Annotated in this window: 13 protein-coding genes; 6 read left to right on the top strand and 7 right to left on the bottom strand. The window is 36.3% G+C overall.

Annotated features, from left to right (window positions below; genetic code table 11):
* Window positions 1-112: 112 nt before the first annotated feature.
* Together ACFRAE_RS12245 and ACFRAE_RS12240 are read right to left on the bottom strand one after the other, a co-directional pair.
* Window positions 113-1,474 (bottom strand): hypothetical protein, encoded by a 1,362-nt coding sequence (locus tag ACFRAE_RS12245; protein ID WP_422797449.1) that lies wholly within the window; start codon window positions 1,472-1,474, stop codon window positions 113-115.
* A gap of 1 nt (window position 1,475) precedes the next feature.
* The gene (locus ACFRAE_RS12240) at window positions 1,476-3,899 is read right to left on the bottom strand and encodes a TonB-dependent receptor (RefSeq protein WP_422797448.1); all 2,424 of its coding nucleotides are present in this window, start codon (window positions 3,897-3,899) and stop codon (window positions 1,476-1,478) included.
* A 91-nt stretch (window positions 3,900-3,990) separates the two neighbouring features.
* Between ACFRAE_RS12240 and ACFRAE_RS12235 the strand changes: the two genes are divergently transcribed.
* A complete protein-coding gene (locus ACFRAE_RS12235) occupies window positions 3,991-4,932 on the top strand; it encodes a helix-turn-helix transcriptional regulator (protein ID WP_422797447.1) in 942 nt (313 codons plus the stop codon).
* Between the two features lie 404 nt (window positions 4,933-5,336).
* Here the strand turns inward: ACFRAE_RS12235 and ACFRAE_RS12230 are convergent, their stop codons facing one another.
* The 4 genes from ACFRAE_RS12230 to ACFRAE_RS12215 form a co-directional block, all read right to left on the bottom strand.
* Window positions 5,337-6,836: an alpha-L-fucosidase gene (locus ACFRAE_RS12230; protein WP_422797446.1), complete on the bottom strand. Its 1,500-nt coding sequence runs from the start codon at window positions 6,834-6,836 to the stop codon at window positions 5,337-5,339.
* A gap of 11 nt (window positions 6,837-6,847) precedes the next feature.
* Window positions 6,848-8,944: a glycoside hydrolase family 2 protein gene (locus ACFRAE_RS12225; RefSeq protein WP_422797445.1), complete on the bottom strand. Its 2,097-nt coding sequence runs from the start codon at window positions 8,942-8,944 to the stop codon at window positions 6,848-6,850.
* 375 nt (window positions 8,945-9,319) lie between these two features.
* Window positions 9,320-10,336 (bottom strand): LacI family DNA-binding transcriptional regulator, encoded by a 1,017-nt coding sequence (locus ACFRAE_RS12220; protein ID WP_422797444.1) that lies wholly within the window; start codon window positions 10,334-10,336, stop codon window positions 9,320-9,322.
* 143 nt (window positions 10,337-10,479) lie between these two features.
* A complete protein-coding gene (locus ACFRAE_RS12215) occupies window positions 10,480-11,334 on the bottom strand; it encodes a hypothetical protein (protein WP_422797443.1) in 855 nt (284 codons plus the stop codon).
* A 254-nt stretch (window positions 11,335-11,588) separates the two neighbouring features.
* On the opposite strand from ACFRAE_RS12215, the gene ACFRAE_RS12210 reads away from it, so the two are divergent.
* The 5 genes from ACFRAE_RS12210 to ACFRAE_RS12190 are packed head-to-tail and all read left to right on the top strand — an operon-like array spanning window position 11,589 to window position 20,959.
* The gene (locus ACFRAE_RS12210; RefSeq protein ID WP_422797442.1) at window positions 11,589-14,795 is read left to right on the top strand and encodes a SusC/RagA family TonB-linked outer membrane protein; all 3,207 of its coding nucleotides are present in this window, start codon (window positions 11,589-11,591) and stop codon (window positions 14,793-14,795) included.
* A 7-nt stretch (window positions 14,796-14,802) separates the two neighbouring features.
* The gene (locus ACFRAE_RS12205) at window positions 14,803-16,509 is read left to right on the top strand and encodes a RagB/SusD family nutrient uptake outer membrane protein (RefSeq protein WP_422797441.1); all 1,707 of its coding nucleotides are present in this window, start codon (window positions 14,803-14,805) and stop codon (window positions 16,507-16,509) included.
* A 37-nt stretch (window positions 16,510-16,546) separates the two neighbouring features.
* Entirely contained in the window at window positions 16,547-18,427 is a 1,881-nt protein-coding gene (locus ACFRAE_RS12200; RefSeq protein ID WP_422797440.1) for a heparinase II/III domain-containing protein, read from the top strand.
* A gap of 4 nt (window positions 18,428-18,431) precedes the next feature.
* A complete protein-coding gene (locus tag ACFRAE_RS12195) occupies window positions 18,432-19,706 on the top strand; it encodes a DUF2264 domain-containing protein (protein ID WP_422797439.1) in 1,275 nt (424 codons plus the stop codon).
* Window positions 19,707-19,717: 11 nt separating this feature from the next.
* Window positions 19,718-20,959 (top strand): glycoside hydrolase family 88 protein, encoded by a 1,242-nt coding sequence (locus ACFRAE_RS12190; protein WP_422797438.1) that lies wholly within the window; start codon window positions 19,718-19,720, stop codon window positions 20,957-20,959.
* Between the two features lie 52 nt (window positions 20,960-21,011).
* Here ACFRAE_RS12190 and ACFRAE_RS12185 read toward each other — a convergent pair whose 3' ends face one another.
* A complete protein-coding gene (locus ACFRAE_RS12185) occupies window positions 21,012-21,782 on the bottom strand; it encodes an SDR family NAD(P)-dependent oxidoreductase (RefSeq protein WP_422797437.1) in 771 nt (256 codons plus the stop codon).
* Between the last annotated feature and the right edge of the window lie 2 nt (window positions 21,783-21,784).

Below are 21,784 nucleotides of genomic sequence, written 5' to 3'. Positions count from 1 at the left end.
TCGTTTGTTAATATTACCCCTGATAGATGAAACTCAGGCAGATGCTAAAGCAATTGCCTGAGTGTAAAAATAGTTTAATTAGACTATTTATTAATAAGATTCAATTTTTTTGTTAATAAGTACCTATGTATTGATTTCCTGTTTTGTTAATCAATTTTGCACCAACTGTCATAGATTCTGTGTTCTTGTTGAAAACATAGATATTACCATCTTTACCTACTTCCGCAATAGAAATAAATACTTCATCACCAATCTGAGCAATATTTTGGATTTGACGGAAATTCAACTTATCCGAATTAGGAACATTGTATTTTACCACTGTTTTGGTATTCAAATTAATTTTGGCAATATAGCCCCCTTTACCTGTTCCACCTACAGCATATACGACATATGCAATTCCATCACCAACATATTTCCATGTTTCCAAATAAGAATCAGTCACACCTAACACTTGATCCAAACTTAAAACATAGTTATTGTCATAATCATTGGTCGTAGAATTAATTCTTAAAATTTTAGATCCACCCTTACCCTTAGCTTCTCCCGAAGTAGATTGATAAACATGACCATCAGAACCTACGTATTGTTGCGTACTTCTATAGCCATTGGTATTTGCTCTTGTTTTATCGGATGTGATAATTTTAGGGTTCTTCAAACTCGGGTAATCTAAAACTATAGTTTTAGCCCAACTTTTATCACTAACATTATCTGCAGCAAATACAGGTAAACCTGTAGTACCAATAGTAAAGGAACTGGTATTATGTTTGGAAACTGCGGCACCAATATAGACTTTATCACCGGCCTTATTAACCACAGGAACATCGATACGACTAACGTAATAACCTTGTGCAATTTCTTGATCTGTTAAACGTAATTCAAATGAACTATTGGCAGAAATTTTCGGATCATTCAAATCCAAGCTAATCACATTCACATCTGCTGTACGTTCTTGAAATACAAAATTAGGAGCAGTACCTGTAAACTTAACATCTTTAGCTGCAGCACGCACAGCAACACCAACACCTTCAGCAGCTTTTAACCATCTAGGAGAAGTCGTTACATAAGTCGCAGTAGCTACTTGGTTCCCTTGAGCAACAATGGCCTTTCCACCAGTTACAAGATATTTTTGGAATACACCCCCATCATCACCAGTGTACTGAATATTGTATAAATATTTTCCATCAGCAGATGCTTGCAATCTTGCTGTACGATCAGACTTCACATGAGCACCTTGATCAAAAACATTAACTGAATAATTTGGATCTTTAGCTTGCTCTGGAGTCAAACTGAATACCATCGTTCCTCCATCACCATCACCAGGTTCAGTTTCCATTAAGGCACCCGACACTGTAATCCATCTCGTATTATCATCGGGATCCACTATTGGACCTTTATCATCTTTCGAACAACTTCCAAAAATAAGACACAGTGCTACGGCAGCCAACAAATTTGATTTGTGTATATAATTTTTCATGTTAAAACTTATTTATTGTATAATTAATTTTCAAATAAAATCCACGTCCAGGTTTTTGAACACCGAAATTGTCATACAACTCCGCATTCAAAATATTTTTTACATCAAAGCTTAAAATAATATCACGTTTAGGAAATACATAACTCGCTCCCACATTTTGCGCATATTGCTTTGGTGTAATAAACCAATCCGATTCTGGCCAAATCGTTCTAAATGGAGCCACATAACCTAAAGAGTAAAACAAATTCAAATCCGCATTCTTTTGAATAAAATTCCCCCAACGGTAATGGATATTACTATTTATAGTAAAGAATGGTTCGTTCGGAATTTGTTTATTGTAATAAGTCATCTTTTGACCACTCTTAGGGTCAAACTCTTGCTTGAATAGGGAGTTAAACTTAGAAAAGTTAAAATTAAATGTCAGCTTATCCTTATAAGCATATAATAACTCCCCTTCGAAACCCACCGATTGCGATAAACCTAAATTGATATATTGCGTAAGCTCAATCTCTTGACTACTTAATAACTCATTGGCTCTAGGCATGATTCTATCTTTGGTATTTCTCCAAAAGGTATTACCAGAAACAGAAATCTTATGTGAATTCAAATCGAATGTGCCTAATCTAACACCAAGATTATAGTTATTACTTACTTCCGGTGAAATTCCATTATTGGGAAGAATATTATCTTCCATACTTCCAAAAGTTTCATTGTCATCAGGCATACGAATAGCCTTTTCCGCTGAACTTAATACAACAACTTGCGGAATGACTTTGTAGGATGCCGCAAGACCATATCCTGCATTAGTCCTATTATCTTTAGTCTCATTTTTGATTACGGTAGCAGAACCACTTGAGTTATTTGTAGTATAAGATGTATTGCCTATATTTTGCTGATAGAGTTTATAAAATAAATTAGTCGTCAATTTATTCTTTAAGGCCTGCGCTTCATAATTAAATGAGATTACATTCTTTCCCAAAGCATTCTTGCTATTCATACCCACATTGGCCACTGGGTTTAACAAATTGGCATCCTTTCTATCCACGGAATAGAATACATGATTAACAGATAGTCTATGCCCTGAAAAGATATCATAACTTAAATTTGATCGCACATTAGCCACTTGCCTATCTACATTGGTCATGGTAGGTTTTCCTTGCTGAGCGCCATCTAAATTTTTTAATGGATTTCCATTGAGATCCACCCGAATTTTCCCATCCCAATTGTAAGCCCAAGGAATAGTATCTTGGATATACGTATTCCGGAAACTGTAAACAGCATTCACCGTCAAGTTCAGTCCAGAGACCAATAAATCCTTTTTATTATACGTTAAACTAAGTACATCCGCTTTAGCTTCTGAAGTCCTACCCATATAAGGTGTTCCCATGGTCTGACCATGTTGAATCTCTTTATAAGAATCTGATTTATTATAGCCTAAAAAGAAAGAATCTGCCCATTTCACACCAGTAAACCCAAATTCAAATCTTCCTGATAAAGACCTATATCCATCAAAAAAACGCTTTGTTCTAAAGTTTCTTTGTATTACACCATTTGGTTCAATATATTTCGAGAACTTTCCCCATATTTCATAATCATTATCCGAATTTAAAAACGTTCCAGAAATACGGGTCGTAAACCCTGTTTTTGCATGCCTATAAAGCGCAGAAATATCAGATTGCAAGGTATTAAAAGAACCATAACTCACTGAAGCAGAAATATTGTTACTCGAGTTTCCTTTTTTCATGACGATATTGATCGCGCCACCCAAGAAATCACCTGTTAAATGTGCTGGCAATACGCCTTTATAGACCTCGATTCGTTCAATCATGGCAGGAGGTATATTGTTCAAATTGAAAGAAGAACCATAAGTTGAAATTTCAATCCCGTCGATAAAAATACCTACCGAACGTCCTGTCATACCATTTAAGTTATATTGTACCTCTGATCCTAATCCTCCACTTTGACGAACTCGAACCCCTACGGTTCGATCCAATAGCTCATTGGTTTGTATATTTCGTGTAGCCGCCTCTTTAGTTTCGATCACATTCACCGCAAATCCACTTGTTTCTATTTTACGTTTCACATTATCCCCTACCACCCGGATCTCATCTAAGCTGACTTCCCCACTAGGATCAATATGGATATGCAAATCGTATTCAGGCTTATTAACCTTAAGATGTAGTTTTTTGGATTTAATTTCCAGCGAAGTCACTAAAATAGTTTGGTTTCCATATGGCACATCCTTTAACTCGTATAAACCCTGCTCATTAGACATCGAAACGATGGAAGTTCCTTCCAAGCGTATGGTAGCGTTGGGAACAACAGTACCATCTTCCAAATGAACTTTTCCTTTGATAACGGCCATTTGCGCAAGCAAAGCCTGGGATAAGAGGAGTAAAATTATTGATATATAGAATTGTTTCATTTTTTCAGTTAAATACATTAGATTTGGTCACTCTTTAGAACGAGTCTAAATCTAATGTTGTTGCAAAAATAGAATTATTCTAAATAAGAAAATGACGCAATCAGAAAAAAATAATATAGATTCAGAAAATAACGGCATTACACCTATCCAAAACGGCCATAACCTTTTGGAAATAGGCTCTGTAATCTATTATATGATCGCGCAGGGGGAGCAACAATTAACGTTTGTTTCACCAATTTCTGGCTATTTAAATGTGATTGTATATGAATCAACAAGTAATTGTACCTATAGCATACAAGACCAAATATTTATCATTGGATCAGGAGAAAATTTGATTAGGTACCTAGAAGAGTCTGAAATTTTTGATCTTAAGAGTCCCAATCCTCATCATATCATCTTATTTATATTATATCCAACGAATTATCTACTTAGTTTTCATCAAAAATATGTAGATCAGGAAGATCGATTCCGAAATGGATTATTTACTAAATCAGATAATCGATTAGCTTTAAACGTGAAACAAGTTATAGAGTTACACCAACAAGACTCTTTTCTTAATTCGTTAAAAATTCAGTCTTTATTCATCGAACTTTTTATTCATCAAGTTGAAGGCATTTTTGCGGAAAATCAGAATCAAGAATTAATCATCAACAAAAGTCACTTCGAGAAAATTCAACAAGCAAAGAAAATTATTGATGAAGATTATGCAAAAAACTATACCATCGCTGAGCTAGCAAAACTAGTGGGTACCAATGAACAATACCTTAAGAAATATTTTAAGCAGCAATATGGCAAAACCATTATGAACTACATGACTGAAATGAAAATGGAACATGCCAAAAAGCTAATATTACTCGGTAAATTTAGGGTATCCGAAGTCGCCAGAATGACGGGCTACAAGCATTCCACTCATTTTACTACCGCTTTTAAAAAGTATTTCGGAATCATCCCAAACTCCTTAAAATACACGTTTCTAGTCGTTCATAACAGTTTAGAAGTTCTTCCCGAAATTATTAAGAATATTCATTTTTAATCTCCGCTCGTATATTGCGCTATAATAAGGCTTCAAATTAGCCTAAGTCCTCTAAAAATCACTAACAACATCTTAGTTTATTTTACAAGAAATCGATCCTTAACACCGGTATTGATGTTACTTATTTTCTTTTCCTTTGCATCTCCTTCGAATCTCCTTCGGAAATGATAAGGATATCAACCGAAAAAATCCGAAGAAAATCCAAATGAGATCCATTTCAAATCCATCAATACAGCACAGCCTTATTGAAGCGTGGAAGATTAAGATCAAAGCTTTAGCACATTTTAATAAAAAATCGGATAGATTATTCCTAACTCTATCCGATTATAAATTAGATGTTTTGAAACAAGAGCTAAATAGAGCTTAGCAGTAAATTTGATAATTAGCGAATAATAATTTGTTCCCTACATTTTCGCTTCCATGAGTTGTTGACTCGACTTTGTAGGACTCCCAAGTTCCATTTTAATAACAAAAGCCCTATCCGAAAGATATGTTGAAGGTAGGTATATATCATAATAGGTATTCTTGTCCAAGTCAAAACCAACATCGGCATGTTTTATTTCTAAAGCTTGGTCTAAGCCCAAGATATTAGCTTGAATAGGAACAGCCTTTGCATTTTTAGGCACTGCAACTCGAGCGATATTATTAACTGGGCGATTAAAAATGGTTAAGTATAGGATACTATCCTTTTGAGTGTAATAACCCAATTTAGATAAAGGAAATTCCGCATGCCTCACTGCATAAATGGCTTCCGAATTAACCTTCATCCATTCCTCCAATTCTGAAGCGATTTTATCTTCTCCTGGATGCATATTTCCATGGCCATCGGGGCCAAAGTTTAATACAAAATTTCCATTCATGGAAACCGATTGAAGCAGCAAATCCAGAATATCATCGGTGGTTTTGGTGTATAAACCAGACCAATCTTTCATATATCCCCATCCATTTGGCGGTATGGTCATCACCGCATCCCAATCATTCCCAGCTAACCACTCGTAAGCTTGTGGCATTTTACGTTCCCAACCTTGTTCATAATCTCCTAAAAGTTGGCCATTACTATCAAAATGTCTTTTCCCAAATTCATCATTTCTGAAGCGGGAACCAATAATTAACCCAGGATGCAACTCTCTTAATTCCTTTTCCAGTTTATAGGTAAAATCATAGGCTTGAACCCAAGACTGATCCCAGGTACCATCGAACCAAAAACCTTTAATGGTTGGATAGTTTTTAAGTAATTCTAAGAGTTGATTTCGGGTATAATTTAAGAAATTTTGATATTTAGCTTTTTCTTCAAGCGATTGAGGTGCTTTTGAAAGGTAGTCTGGATTGTTCCATTCCAAAATAGAAAAATACAGATAAACGTCAATGCCTTCAGCTTGATAGGCCTCAACCACTTCTTTCACAATGTCCTTCTTGTAGGGTGATTTAGTAATGTTATAAGGGGAATACTTCGTAGGCCATAAAGCAAAGCCGTCATGATGCTTGGTAGTAAAAATCATGTATTTGGCACCCATTGCCTTAGCCTGTTTAGCCCACTTCTTTGCATCAAAATCTTTAGGATTAAACTGTTTATATAGATTATCATAGGTGTTTTTCCAATCTTTCGGGGCAGTAGGTCCAGACCAGGTTCTTATCCATTCTGAGGCCGCTGCACCCTTTCTAGCGCTGATACCTTCCCATTCGTTTCCAGGAATAGCGTATAATCCCCAATGAATAAATTGACCTAATCCATAATTGCGAAAGGCTTCCATAGCAGCATCAGTGCGATGTGCTGGAGTGATAGGTCCATACGTTAATTCCTTTTGTACTTGGGGTTTTGATTTAGGTCCCGTCCATTGAGCAGATACCTGATTAGTTTGTAATAACAAACACAAACCTAATAGTCTAATCCAGTTGTTTTTCATTCCTTAGTAGATTAATTTAAAACCCATATCATTTCATCGGAAAATTGCTTGCCATTGCGTTTGCCTGTTGCCATAATTTTATTATTTCCCTTTTGTAAAATAGCATGTTCTACTAGCCAGTGCTTATCATTTTCACCTTTTATAGTTTGGTAAGCTTTACCATTGACACGAATGGTTATATCGTCTAAGTTAGAAAAAACTTGAATCTTTGTATCACTCTTTGTACGTTGTTCATCGCGTCGATTTGCCAGGTAAATCATAGGTTCAGGATTCCAGTTAGCTTTGTACCAATAAAAAGCATCTTTCTTTCTTTTTCTATCGAAAGTTATTAATCCTTTAAGATTACGTGCATTCACTCCTCCTCTATTCCATGCAGGTACCGCAAATTCAAACATATTCCATACATAAGAAGCGACGATGATTGGGTTATTCTGAATGGCAGCCCATTGTTTAATATGCGTTTCGGTTTGGTAGTTTTCTTGAAAAGACTTACCAGTTACAACATCTTTCGGTTTTTCGATTGATTCTTGTCCTATATCGATATTGCCATCCGCGCCATATTCAGAAAGCATGATTTTATATTCAGGAAATTCTTGTTGAATCTTCTTTGCCCAAGGATCTAAATCTTCTATCTTACCACCATACCAGCCAAAGTAATGGTTGATGCCTTGCACATCGGTATTTAGATTTTCTTGACGATCTATCACATTATACCCCGTAACAGAAACTGAATACCGATCAGGATCTAAGGTTTTTATGATGTCATTCATTTCGCGAGACAATACAGGAACTTGTTCGTCTGCTGTTTTTGAATATACTTCATTATGTACTCCCCAGATGTAAATAGACGGGTGATTGAAATTCTGCTTTACTAATTCGGTGATTTGCTGTTTAGCGTTATCATTTTCATAATAACTGACGGTATTGACAAAGGGTACTTCGGCCCAAGTCAAAAATCCAAGGGTATCGGCTAACGCATAAACTTCTGGTGATTGCTGATAGTGGGCTAGACGAATGGTAGTTACACCCATTTCTTTCATGAATAGAAAATCTTCTTTATGCTGAGCAAAACTAAGCGCAGAACCGAATCCTTCGCGGTCTTGATGTCTACAAACCCCATACATAGGGTAAGGCTTACCATTTAATAGGACACCTTTTCCTGCGAGTATTTCGACTTTTCTAATACCCAATGGTTGTGTGACTCCATCGACTTCTTTTCCATTGACAAGTAATTTTGCACGAAGCGCATATAAATATGGATCTCTAATCCCGTCCCATAATCTGGGTGATTTTAACAAGAATTCATGGTTCACATAAGTCACTCCTTGAGGGCTAATACTAACCGGTTTTTTTTCCGTTCTGATCACTTTGCCTTCATGATCCTGTACTTCTAGGATGAGGTCTGCTTGTTGTGTCTGCTTTTCTTTGGTTTCTAATTTAGCAGCAATCTTAATTTTTGCTGATTTTTCTGAAACATCCTGTTGGCGAATATAAATTCCGGATGAAGCTTGATCCGTAACAACGAATCCTGTTTTAGCGGTTTGTATGAGGTGTACAGGTCTATACAAACCCCCATAAACAGGAAATAAAAATTGATTGGTAGGAATAACGTCTTTACGGGATTTATTATCGGTCACAACGACTAATTTATTTTCTTTTTCATAATCCACAGCGTTACTAATCTCAAAGGTAAACATGCTGTAGGCTCCCTTATGTTCACCAATGTAATTTCCATTGATATACAATTGCGCTACAGCTCCTACTCCTTCAAATTGGAGAAAAGTTCTTCTGTTTCTGTCTTCTGGTTTTAGTTTAAACATTTTTTGATAGACCGCTTTACCCTCAAAGAAATTACGATCCAATTGCATATCTAATTTATTGTAAGTATGCGGTAATTGAATGTCTTCCCACACCTCTAATCTGGTCCATTGTCCTTGCCCTTCTATGTATTTGGCACCATTAGCAAAATCAGTAAAAAATGTACTGTTGTTTGCCTTATAAAATTGCCATCCTTCATTAAAAGATTGAACGGTTCTTGATTGTGAAAAAACCTGTAGGCAGATTAAGAAAATTTGGAATACAACAGCAGTTAAGAATTTAAAATACATGTTCTATAATTTTTTGGGGGTTATCGATGAGCAATTATCTAGTTATCGAGCATAGTTTCTGCCGTATTATTTCAAGTAGCCAATATCGGCTTTTAGAAAAACCTGCTTTTCAACATAAATAACAACTGGTACATGTACAGGAGCATCATAAAAATTGTACAATAATGGCATGAAGATCAATTTAGATAGTTATAATTTTCTCTCTGGAAGAAAGAAATCAATGTTATTAATTATTTTTCACAGAAAACTCTCCACACCCATATCAAACGTTTGTGTAATCCACGGAATCGTTTACGAAATAATTCTATTTCGACTCAATTAATGAAAATCAGTTTGCTGAAAAATATTGGTTTTCCTCCCTTAACATTATTGCTTCTAGGACTCTCTAAAAATTACAGTAGGATTTAAAATAGTCGTTTTTGGATTTATGGGAGGAAAGTCTTTGCCGGAAATAGCATCTATTACATGTTGGACCGCAAAAAGTCCCATATCGATAGCAGGTTGCACAATACTTGACAAGGTCGGATTAAAGGATTCGGCATAAGAAAGATTAGAAAACCCAACAAGTCGAACTTGCTCAGGTATTCGAAATCCTGCTTTTAATAATATTTCTAGGGTATATACGGTTAAATTATCGGTGAGGGATAAGATCGCACAGGGGAAAGTAGTTTGATTCAATTTTTTCAACAAAATAGATTTCAAATGTGATTGAATATCTTTTGGATTAAGTTCATAATCTACTTGTAATACATTTTCAGGTTGATAATCTAAACCCGCCTCCATAAAGGCTTTCTTATACCCCGCTAGTCTTTTAGAGCTTACACCTATATTCTTACCGGTTAAAACGAGGATATTTTTTCTTCCAAAATGTAGCAAATTTTTAGTTGCTTCAAATGCTCCTCGTTCACTATCTACCCCTACTCGATGGCAAGGAAGATCGTAATCAATACGATCAATAAGTACTAATGGAATTTGTTCATTGGTTTTAGACAAAAACTTGATGCTGCTATTTGCACAAGGAGAAATAATTATTCCATCCACATTTTGCTGCATTAAAGTATTGATGCACTTTTGTTCTTCTTTCGGGTTCTCTCGACTCTGCATGAAGATTAAACTCTTATTATTAAGAATGGCTCCCTGTTGTACTCCTTCTAATAATTGCATTTGAAACGAACTTATTAAGTTTGGAACAATCAAACCAATGATATTAGTTCTTCCCAATTTTAAACTTTGAGCGACCAAATTGGGACTATAGTTCATTTCATGCGCAAATCTTCTTACCAGTGCCTTAGTTTTCTCACTGATCTCATGGCTATCATTTAATGCTCTAGAGACTGTAGAAACAGAAAGTTTTAATTGATCAGCTAAATCTTTTAAAGTGACTGAAGCCATGCGTTTATACTTGGATATTTTTAATATAAATTAAAACTACATAAAAAAAGATTAAGTAAACTTAATACAATTATCGGAACGATCAATAATTCGTTGGATATCTAAGAAATTATTTTAATCGGTGAGATATCTTAGCTGATCAATTATTTCTTAGGATGCAGGTAAGAAATTGCTTCAAAATATTTACTGGGACGTATATAAGCTATTTTTCTATCTACATCAAAAATCCAATTGAATCGCTTCATTAGGTCAGCGCCAAACAAACTAAGCTGTTGCGTTTTTAATTCCCCAGCAAAAAAACCAACGGCTACATCAGCTAACTTCCAAGGTCCAATACTTAAAGAAGTTATAAACGCATCATTCGTTATCACCTCTTTCCCTGAAGCATTTTTTAAGGTCGTACTTTTAATAATGTTTAACTTATTTTTTAAATCATGAAGGTCAGAAAACACATTATCATACAGTAAGCCACCTGCATAACCCGTTTGAAGGTAAAATTGATGGGCTAATTCTTTACCGTTAATCGTACTATTCACCGTTAAAAAATAGACTCCATCTATTGTCCGAATAGGTATTGCCTCATAGCCCTCTACATTTGGTAACTGATCAAAAATTTCAAACCTATCTTGATCGTAATTTATTTTAAATGATTTGTCCTTAAACAGTTTAGTCCCCACTTTACCATCAGAACCTTTAGCACTTAACTGATTATCATAAAAAATTAAATCAGTACAAGTCCATTCCCCCACCTGAATTTTATTGCCTACACTCACATCCGATTCCTTAAAATTTAGATGATTTGCAGCGTTAATTCGATCTGGTGAAATTGCAGCATCTTCCATAGCAATTTGAAACATCAATACTAAACTATCCTGATCATTAACTAAGGTCTTTAGAAGTATATTATTTGATTCATTCAATCGAAAAGGGATGATTTGTTGACCATAGGTTTGAAATACAATCAAGAGCAACATGGGGAGTATAATGATTCTTAACATAAGAATTCGATCTAGTTTCTAAGGCAAATTAGTTAAAAATTCATTGCCACACTTAAATTATATTCTAAAAAGGATATGCCACTGGCCCATAATACTAAATACAATCAGCATGCGCATTATTCAATTCATAGAAAGCAAAAAAAGATAAACCTCATGAAATCGTTTTCGTTAATATTTCATTGTATCATTTATGAAGCATATTATCTTGTATGCCATATCCATTTATAACAATTTCCATATTTAATCTCATTCATATGAAATTTAATAATACGCTTTCACCAAAGAAGGAATGGCCTCTGAAGCTAAACATGGGCCGATACCTTTTGCTAATTCTTGGCATAGGTTGCTTTCAACCATTGCTTGCCAAGGACAATAAACAGCGAAACCTAGTATTACAATCTAGCAATCTCCAAGAAACGATAAAGGGAAGAGTAGTCAATGAAGAAGGTAAACCGGTTGAACTAGCGACTATTCAGATAAAAGGGACAACTATAGCGACGAAAACGGCCTCCGATGGAAGCTTTAGCTTGCCGGCAAATGCTGCAAATGCAGTATTACAAATAAGCTCTGTCGGTTATGCAACGAAAGAAATGCAATCACAAGGAAATTCCTATTTGGAAATCATTTTGCAAGTTTCTTCCACTCAAGTAGATGAAGTTGTAGTAGTAGGCTTTGGAACGCAGAAAAAAGAAAATCTGACGGGTGCAGTTTCCTCCATTCAAATGACTGAGGTGTTGGAAAGTCGACCGATTACCTCCTTATCAGCAGGTTTATCCGGACAAGCACCCGGATTATCGGTCACACAAGGTTCTGGACGTCCTGGAGCAGATGGTGGAACCTTAAGAGTTCGAGGACAAGGTACTTTGAACAATGCCAATCCCTTAGTTGTAATAGATGGGGTGGTGGGAGATATGAATTTAATTAATCCCCAAGATGTGGAAAGTATTTCTGTTCTTAAAGATGCCGCATCTGCTTCAATATATGGATCTAGAGCCGCCAATGGGGTTATTCTAATTACGACTAAGAAAGGAAGGAATAACGAATTTAAAGTCATCTATAACAATTTCTTTTCTTCTCAAAAACCATCGCATGTGATTGGTATGGTCTCCAATTATGCCGATTACATGGAGTTAATAAATGAAGGATATCGAAATGGAGATGCGAATGCAAAACCCATATTTTCGCAAGAGAAAATTGACTTATGGCGATCGAATGAGTCCGGAGATCAATTAATGTATCCGAACGTAGACTGGGTAGAATCCCTTTTCCAAAATAAGGTGTCTCAAAACCACAATTTATCCTTTACTGGTGGAAGTGATAAAATAAAGTTTTTCGGATCGTACGGTTTGCTCGACAATCCAGGTATTATAGAACAAGCAACGTATAAGCGACACACTGGCCGAATCAACCTAGAAGCTGATGTAAAACCATGGTTGAATATTGGTGCCAATATAAATGGGGTCGTATCGAAAACGATGATAGGCACCAACCTGATCAATGATGTATTTTTATACGCTGCCGCGAGTACACCTGGTATGGTCCTTCGAGCTCCCGATGGAAGATTTGGATCTCCTAATAATCCTGAAGACGACCCTCAATCTAACAACATATTACACCGTTTATACGCTCAGAAAGGAGACATAAATAAAAATAGATTTGTAAGTAGGTTTTTTGCCAAATTAAAACCTGTAAAAGGACTAAGTATTGAAGGATCTTATACATACACCTACAATGATGATTTCATTTATAGCCAACCTGTATTTAATGATCGTTGGAATTTTTTAACTAATTCAGTAGCAACAGCCGGCACGGGTAGGAGTTCGGTCAGCAATCAATCGGTTAAAACTTATCGATATTACATGGACGGAATTGCAAAATATGAAAATGCAGCGATTGATAATCGTTTAAAGTATGAAGTGATGGTCGGTGCCAGTCAAGAATACTTAAAAGACGGTTGGTTTGCAGCTTCAAAGCTTGATTTAATTGACCCTTCATTAAGTGTTTTAAACGCTGCAACCATGGATGCTTCCGCATCAGGAAATATAACTGACTGGACTATGCGATCCTTTTTTGGGCGTTTGAACCTGTCTTTGGATGATAAATATTTGTTTGAAGCGAATTTTAGAACAGATGGTTCTTCAAGATTTATGACTGGAAAAAGCAGATGGGGAGCCTTTCCCTCGGCATCATTTGGATGGAAAATATCTTCAGAAGAATTTTATGATATCAACTGGATGCCTACTTTAAAATTCAGAGCATCCTATGGATCTTTAGGAAATAATGGCACAACAGATGACATCTTTTTCTATAACTCAGGCATAAACAATTATGAATATCAATCCTTATATAATTCTGCAAACTATATTTTAAATAATCAATTGTATATCGGTTTTGCTCAAACTGGATTAAGTAATAGCTTAATGACTTGGGAAAGTACAAACGTATTAAACTTTGGACTAGATTTCGACTTATTAGATTATAAGTTGAGTGGTTCCGTGGATGTTTTTGATAAAACTACCAATAATATATTAATAAATTTACCGGCACCTATGGTAGTAGGCGATGCATCAATCCCGAGAACCAATGCCGCAAAAGTGAGGAATAGAGGGATTGAAACAAATTTATCTTACAGAGATCAAATTGGAGATAATTTCAAATTTAATGTGAACGGAAACATCACATTTATTGATAATAAAGTCATAAAATTCAAAGGCAAGGATCGATCCATATCAGGTGCCAATTTAATCCAAGAAGGATATGCCATCAATACCCAATACATCCTCTTAGCCGACCGAATTATTCAAACCGATGCAGATTTAGAATTGGTTGAAAAAATGATTGCAAATGCGCCCATAAATCCTGAAACCAATAAGCAAATAAATCCATTTGCGGCTTATGGTAAACCTCAGAAAGGAGATTTATTGTATAAAGACACTAATGGGGATGGGTTAATCAATGACGAAGATAGGGTTGCCGTAGGGCATGGTACAGCCCCTAGAATAACCTATGGGTTTAATTTAGGATTCGATTATCGTGGATTTGATTTCAATGTATTCCTGCAAGGAAGTGCGGGAAATAAACTAATTTATTCAGATTTACATTATACACCAACGGTACGTTGGGGCTATCAGTTAAACCAAGAAATAGTAGATGGTCGCTGGTTGGAAGGAAAAACAGATGCTAGTTATCCACGGCTATTACCATATACCAATACCCGAAACACGATAAATAGTGATTTTTGGTTACAAAATAAAGCTTATTTGCGAGTGAAAAACATTCAGTTAGGATATACCTTTCCAAATGCACTAACTCAAAAAATGGCCGTACAAAATTTACGCGTATTTGGATCTTTCGAAAACTTCTTAACTTTTACAAAATATAAAGGGATGGATCCAGAAATTAATGGCACCAATTATCCAACGATGAAGCAAGTCGTGTTTGGATTAGGTTTAACCTTCTAATGAATTAATGATGAAAAAGATAACTTTATTATATATTTCGACTTGTTTAGCATTGAGTTCTTGTTACAAGTTAGATACGGTACCTTATAACCAAGTCAGTGGAAACACCTTTTGGAAAACCGAGGACCAAGCTTTAGCTGGAGTACTGGGTGTGTACAATGATTTGAAAAAAGAAAGCACCTTTGGATTGCAGTTTTCCTATGATGATTTGACGGATGTTGGTATAGGATATGATCCTACAGGATTGGGAGATATTATAGCAGGGACTTTTACGGACAGAACCGGAACGGTCACGAATCGTTGGAAAAGTGGCTTTGACCTTATCCAACGGGCTAATCATGCCATATCCAATATTCAAAAAATGGAATTAGATGCTGACAAAAAAAACAACCTAATTGCAGAATCAAAATTTTTAAGAGGATTAATGTATTTCCAACTCAGTAATTTATTTGGAGGATTGCCCATTTATGATGAATCTGTTGATTTAAATAAAGATTTTGCCGAACTAAAAAATGATAAATCCACTCTGGAAGAAGTCCAAAATTTCATTATTCAGGATTTAACATTTGCTGCAGAACACTTACCTGTCAAATACGAAGACAAGTATTTAGGAAGGGTAACGAAAGGTGCTGCAGTAGCCTTAAGAGGGAAAGTTTATTTATATCAAAAAAATTGGGTCAATGCCATCAATGATTTAGAAGATATTGTTTACAATAAGACTGCTCCTTATAATTATGCACTTAGTGCGAATTATAGCTCACTCTTTAAGATGGAGGGTGATCAAAGTGCAGAATCTATATTCTCGATTCAAAATATGGGAGGTACTGGCTTTCCATATGGTATGCCCATGGCCTTTTACATGGGTTCTAGATCAACTTTTGGAAGCTGTTGGAATAATGTTATGCCTAGTACCCGATTTGCAGACAGCTATGAAAACAAAGACGGGTCCCCATTTAATTGGAATGACCATTACCCCGATTACAACAGCAATAATGAGGTGAAAAAAGCTGCAATGATGGCTACACATAGCAATGGGAACTATACACACATGCCCGATACGGCCAAAATAAGAAGTATTTATGCCAATCGAGATCCTCGAATGAATCAATCATTAATAGTTCCCTATTCGGATTATTTGGGATGGAATGCCAATCAAGAAAGAAACATGAAATTAATATTGGCCACAGGCGTCAATGAAAATTTTGGACAAATTCGAAATAACAGAGGTTGGTTAACCTATATGTGGCGCAAATTTGTTCCTGAAGGAAATTTGAAAGGTGCACTTACTGACCGCGCGCATACCCCTATAAACTTTCCATTAATCAGATTTGCGGACGTGTTATTAATGTTATCTGAAGCTTACAATGCGCATGGAGAAATGGATAAAGCTATTACCGAGTTGAATAAAGTGAGAAGCCGTTCAAAAATGCCTGGCATAAACTCTGGGCCAATTTTTCTGGCGGTAACAAGTAAAGAAGATCTACAGAAACGAATTTCTCATGAGCGGAAAGTAGAGTTAGCCGCAGAAGGACATCGATATTTTGATTTAAAACGATGGAATCAACTAAGTGAAGTTTCTAATAACTATATTGAGAAAAGTATTGTAGGTGATAACCTAGTGACTAGAGGGTACCAAACACGCCATATGATTTGGCCAATCCCTGGTGCGGAAATAGAAATGAATCCTAAATTAATTCAGAATCAAGATTGGTAAAATGAGGAACTACATAAGTTATATAATCCTGATATGTTTGAGTTGTACACTCACAAATGCTCGTGCAAATCAAAACACTGACGATTTATTAGTCAGCAAGTTTAGCCAGCAGACGGTAAAAAGCTATTTGTTGGAAAACAAAAATTGGGTTCCCTATCCAGTTTATACAGATCGTGCTGCCTGGAAAGACTTGACGAGTACGGTGTATCACTCTTTGATAGAAAAAGGTGATCAGGGATTGAATTATACTTGGCAGGTCGTAAAAGCTACCGATTATTTGGCCTATGAACGAAATGGTTCCCGTGTCATTATGGAGAAACCTATGAATGAGAATGCGACTGCACTTGCCAATTTATTCTTCGCTGAATTAGCTGAGGGTAAAGGTAAGTACTTGGATCAGATCATAAATGGTGTTTGGTACTTTACTGAAATGAGCACCTGGTCACTATCTGCGCATGTCCCAGCCTATCAACCTTCCAAAAGAACCTTAGCCCAGCAAGACTTCCATGTGGTGGATCTGATGGCCGGCGATATGGGATCTTTACTTTCCTGGATCCACTATTTTTTAAAAGAGGAGATGGATAACGTAAATCCTGAGATAAGTAAACGATTGAATCATCATATTCGTAGCCGTATCATTGAACCCTACATGGAACGGAATGACATGTGGTGGCAAGCGTTTGAATTGAGAAATAATGGCATTGTCAACAATTGGAATCCTTGGTGTAATTTTAATGTATTGACTTGTCTATTACTGATAGAAGAGGATGTCGATGCGAAATCGGCAGGAGTATATAAAACGATGCGATCGGTTGATCAATTTATTAACTATGTAAAAAATGATGGTGCTTGTGAAGAAGGCCCCTCCTACTGGGGACATGCCGCAGGAAAATTATACGATTACCTAAAAATCTTATCCTTATCTACGAATAATAAAGTGAATGTCTTTGATCAAAAACTGATCAAAGACATGGGAGAATACATCTCCCAATCTTATATTGGAGGTGATTCTTGGGTAGTCAATTTTGCAGATGCCTCTGCCAAAGGTGCTGGATATCCATTGTTAATCTATCGCTATGGAGCATCTGTCGGCAGTACAGAAATGAAAAAGTTTGCAAAATACCTATATGATCAACAATCGAACAAAATCAGCATAAATCGAGATGCATTTAGAGGTTTAGAAGATTTTAAAAGTCTAGCATCAATTCAAGAAGAGACTGCCGGTCTACCCGAAAACCCGTATAAGTGGTATTCAGAAACCGAATTTTTATATATCCGACAAAAAAATTTATTCTTTGCTGCAAAGGGAGGTTTCAACAATGAAAGCCATAATCACAATGATGTAGGAAGCTTTATTTTATACAAAAATCTTCAACCTGTATTCATTGACGCAGGAGTTGGAACTTATAATAAAAAGACCTTTAGTAAAGAGCGCTATCAAATTTGGACCATGCAAAGCAATTACCACAATCTACCACAGATCAATGGATACGACCAAGTGTATGGAGCACAATACAAATCAAAAGAGGTAAATTTTGATCCAAAAGTAGCACAATTTAAATTAAACCTTGCAGATGCTTATCCAAAAGATGCGGGAATAATATCTTGGGTTAGAACTTATCAACTAAAAAATGAAGAACTAATTATCAGTGATGAATTCAATCTAAAAAACCCTAAAAAAGAAAATAGCATTCATTTTTTATTGGCCTCAGCACCCAAAATAGAAAATGCTAAAATCCTGTTAAACAATGGGGCACATTCCATGTCCTTTGACTCCAAGATATTTGAACCTTCCATTGAAGAAATTATTCAAGAGGACCAACGTTTAAGTAATGTTTGGGGACCGAAAATTTATCGATTGGTTTTTAAGGCGAAAACAATGCCCGCAAAAGGTAAATATAAATTTACAATCAACTAAACGTATGAAGCGAAGAACTTGGTTACAACAGGCCGGATTATTTATAGGGGGAATATCGCTAAGTAATCACGGCAATCTTGTAGAAGACAACAAGAATCGAATGCGTCCTAAACTAGAAAATGAGCACAGCAATGATCGAGCTTATTGGGTATCCATCATCCATAAAATGGCTGCTCCTATTTTAGAAAACATCAGTCAAGAAACTTTCCAAAAAAACATGCCAATGGTTGTTTCCGAATCCTTTGATGGGCGAAATCCCAAGGTAGGATATTTAGAGGCATTTGGCCGTTTATTGGCAGGAATAGCACCCTGGCTTGCACTTCCCAACGATGGTAGTGAAGAGGGAAAAATACGTGATAAATTATTAAAACAAGCATTACTTGGCATACAACATGGGGTGAATCCCAACTCTCCAGATTATTTTGCTTGGCGCGATCAGTCAAAACAGACATTAGTGGATGCCGCACATTTGGCTCTCGCATTTTTACGTGCCCCAAAAACATTGTGGGATCCACTCCCTGCAAGGACAAAACAGCAGGTCATAGCGGAGTTTAAACATATCCGATGGATTGTACCAAATGAAAGCAATTGGCTTTTGTTTGCAGCAATGACAGAGACCTTTTTATTTCATGTTGGTGTCGAGCCAGAAAGAATAAAAATAGATCATGCTATCGAAAAATTCGACAAAGATTGGTATGTAGGAGATGGCTGGTATAGTGATGGAGATAGATTCAGTTTCGATCATTATAATGGATTTGTGATCCACTGTATGTTGGTCGAAACTTTAAAACACAACACCCCTGTTTCGGAAAAATACGAGGAGCAATACCAACGTGCGTATAGACGTATGCAACGATATGCAGTGCATTTAGAACGCATGATTTCTCCGGATGGTTATTATCCTGTAATAGGGAGAAGCTCAACGTATAGAAATGGAGGATTTCAACCTTTGGCAGCAGTAGCATTGGATAATAAATTACCAGAAAGTTTAAGTCCTGCACAAGTACGCTGTGCAATGACCGCGATGCTTAAAAACATTTACAACCATGAGCTTTATGATCAACATGGCTGGTTAGTACTTGGGTTGACATCAGCCAATCAAGGAAACATCGCAGATTCTTATACAAATTCAGGATCGTTATACGAAGCTTCCTTATCATTTATTGCTCTAGGATTACCGGAGACTGATCCTTTTTGGAGTAGTAAACCTGAGCAATGGACTTCTCAAAAAGCATTTTCTGGACAAAAATTCCCTAGAGATTATTATGTAACTTATTAGCATTATTAACTATGAAACTTAAATTCACATTAACCATTACCTTAGTCTGTTTACTCTTATTTATGAGTATGAAACCGCAACCCTCTGGTTTTATTTCCAAAATATTTAACAAAGCAGAACAGCAATATTTATACCTGTCTGCGGAAGCCGATGTATTGAATAAATTCCCAAGAAGCATGAAGCAAGATAAACTTGTGGGTACAAATGAATGGGATTGGACTGGTGGCTTTTTCCCAGGTTCATTGTGGTATATATATCATCAAACTGCCAATGAGCAAATTAAAGAAGAAGCTATCAAATGGACTGAAAAATTGGAAAAAGCAAAAGATTTAGATCAACATCATGACATTGGTTTTGTCATGTATTGTAGCTATGGAAATGCCATAAAATACCTAAATGATCCGGAGAAAGTAAAAGCATATAAAGACATCATCATACACTCCTCTAATACCGCATTAAAAAGGTATGATGAGCAGGTAGGTCTGATAAAGTCTTGGAATCAAAAAAAGTCATGGGATAACAAAACAGTTTGGAAATATCCGGTGATCATTGACAATATGATGAATTTAGAAATGTTGTGTTATACTTCGAAAATTACGGGTGATCCAAAATATAAAAAAGTGGCGATTAGTCATGCGAACAAAACGATGAAAAATCATTTCCGTACAGATTACAGCACTTATCATGTGGTAGATTATGATGAGCATGGAAATGTACTTCATCAACAAACGAATCAAGGCTATTCGGATAATTCGACTTGGGCAAGAGGTCAAGCTTGGGCAATCTATGGTTTTACGATGATGTACCGAGAAACAAAAGATCCAGCTTACCTTAAAACCGCTCAACAAGCTGCCAAATTTTACATACAGCACGCAAGCTTAGCAAAAGATAAAATTCCAAATTGGGATTTCAATGCTTTTGAGAATGGATATACTTCCCATGTAGATTTTACAGGTCGAAATATTTCCCCTGCACCGAGAGACGCTTCTGCAGCAGCAATTGTTGCCTCCGCATTAGTAGAGCTTTCAGGATTTTCTGAGGCTAAGGATAAAAAAGCGTTTTTAAATTTTGCAGAAAAATCTTTGAAGAGCTTGTCGAGCCCTGCCTATTTTGCAGCTTACAAAGCTAATGCAGGGTTTTTACTTAAACATAGTGTTGGCAGTTTACCTCATAACTCGGAAGTTGACGTCCCACTTACCTATGCCGATTACTATTATTTGGAAGCATTAACACGATTGAAGGAATTAAAATAGTTTTGAAAATTAAACACAACATAAAGGCTTATCGAAATGATAAGCCTTTATGTTATCTTCCCATCCAGCCCCCGTCTACAGTTAGAATAGTTCCATGAACATAATTGGAGGCATTGGAAGCTAAGAATACAACAGGCCCTTTAAAGTCATTGGCTTCCCCCCATCGACCAGCAGGTATACGGTCTAATATGGATGCTGATCGGCTTGCATCCTGCCGTAAAGCTTCCGTATTATCTGTAGCAATATAACCCGGAGCAATGGCATTCACATTCACCCCTTTGCTGGCCCATTCATTTGCAAAAGCCTTTGTCAAGGAAGCTATAGCGCCTTTAGAAGCCGCATAGCCCGGCACATTTACCCCTCCTTGAAAGGACAATAAAGACGCTGTAAAAATTATTTTCCCGGCAGCACGAGCAAGCATATCTTTACCAATCTCCCGAGTTAATATAAACTGCGCATTTTGATTAATTTCGATAATTTGATCCCAATAGTCATCTGAGTGTTCTGCAGCCGGTTTCCTTAGAATATTCCCTGCGTTATTTATTAATATATCAATTCTAGGATGCTCCATTTTGACTTTTGCTATAAATGCATATAAGTCTTCACGTTTCGAAAAATCACAGGAATAGGCATAGAATTTCTTTCCTAAGGAGTGAATTTCCCTTTCTACTTCCGAACCTTCCATTTCCAAGCTAGCAGAAACCCCAATTACATCAGCACCTGCTTCTGCTAAAGCGATGGCCATCGCTTTACCTATGCCTCGCTTACAACCGGTAACTAATGCAGTTTTACCTGTTAATTCAAATGAATTTAATACTGACATGT

Source organism: Sphingobacterium sp. HJSM2_6 (assembly GCF_049316305.1).
Classification (GTDB): Bacteria; Bacteroidota; Bacteroidia; order Sphingobacteriales; family Sphingobacteriaceae; genus Sphingobacterium.
This window is presented reverse-complemented; position numbering and strand designations above follow the sequence as displayed.

Excerpts from the sequence above, each read along its gene's own strand:
- ACFRAE_RS12245 (WP_422797449.1), bottom strand. The coding sequence starts at position 1,474 with ATGAAAAATTATATACACAAATCAAATTTGTTGGCTGCCGTAGCACTG.
- ACFRAE_RS12240 (WP_422797448.1), bottom strand. The coding sequence starts at position 3,899 with ATGAAACAATTCTATATATCAATAATTTTACTCCTCTTATCCCAGGCT.
- ACFRAE_RS12235 (WP_422797447.1), top strand. The coding sequence starts at position 3,991 with ATGACGCAATCAGAAAAAAATAATATAGATTCAGAAAATAACGGCATT.
- ACFRAE_RS12230 (WP_422797446.1), bottom strand. The coding sequence starts at position 6,836 with ATGAAAAACAACTGGATTAGACTATTAGGTTTGTGTTTGTTATTACAA.
- ACFRAE_RS12225 (WP_422797445.1), bottom strand. The coding sequence starts at position 8,944 with ATGTATTTTAAATTCTTAACTGCTGTTGTATTCCAAATTTTCTTAATC.
- ACFRAE_RS12220 (WP_422797444.1), bottom strand. The coding sequence starts at position 10,336 with ATGGCTTCAGTCACTTTAAAAGATTTAGCTGATCAATTAAAACTTTCT.
- ACFRAE_RS12215 (WP_422797443.1), bottom strand. The coding sequence starts at position 11,334 with ATGTTAAGAATCATTATACTCCCCATGTTGCTCTTGATTGTATTTCAA.
- ACFRAE_RS12210 (WP_422797442.1), top strand. The coding sequence starts at position 11,589 with ATGAAATTTAATAATACGCTTTCACCAAAGAAGGAATGGCCTCTGAAG.
- ACFRAE_RS12205 (WP_422797441.1), top strand. The coding sequence starts at position 14,803 with ATGATGAAAAAGATAACTTTATTATATATTTCGACTTGTTTAGCATTG.
- ACFRAE_RS12195 (WP_422797439.1), top strand. The coding sequence starts at position 18,432 with ATGAAGCGAAGAACTTGGTTACAACAGGCCGGATTATTTATAGGGGGA.
- ACFRAE_RS12190 (WP_422797438.1), top strand. The coding sequence starts at position 19,718 with ATGAAACTTAAATTCACATTAACCATTACCTTAGTCTGTTTACTCTTA.
- ACFRAE_RS12185 (WP_422797437.1), bottom strand. The coding sequence starts at position 21,782 with ATGTCAGTATTAAATTCATTTGAATTAACAGGTAAAACTGCATTAGTT.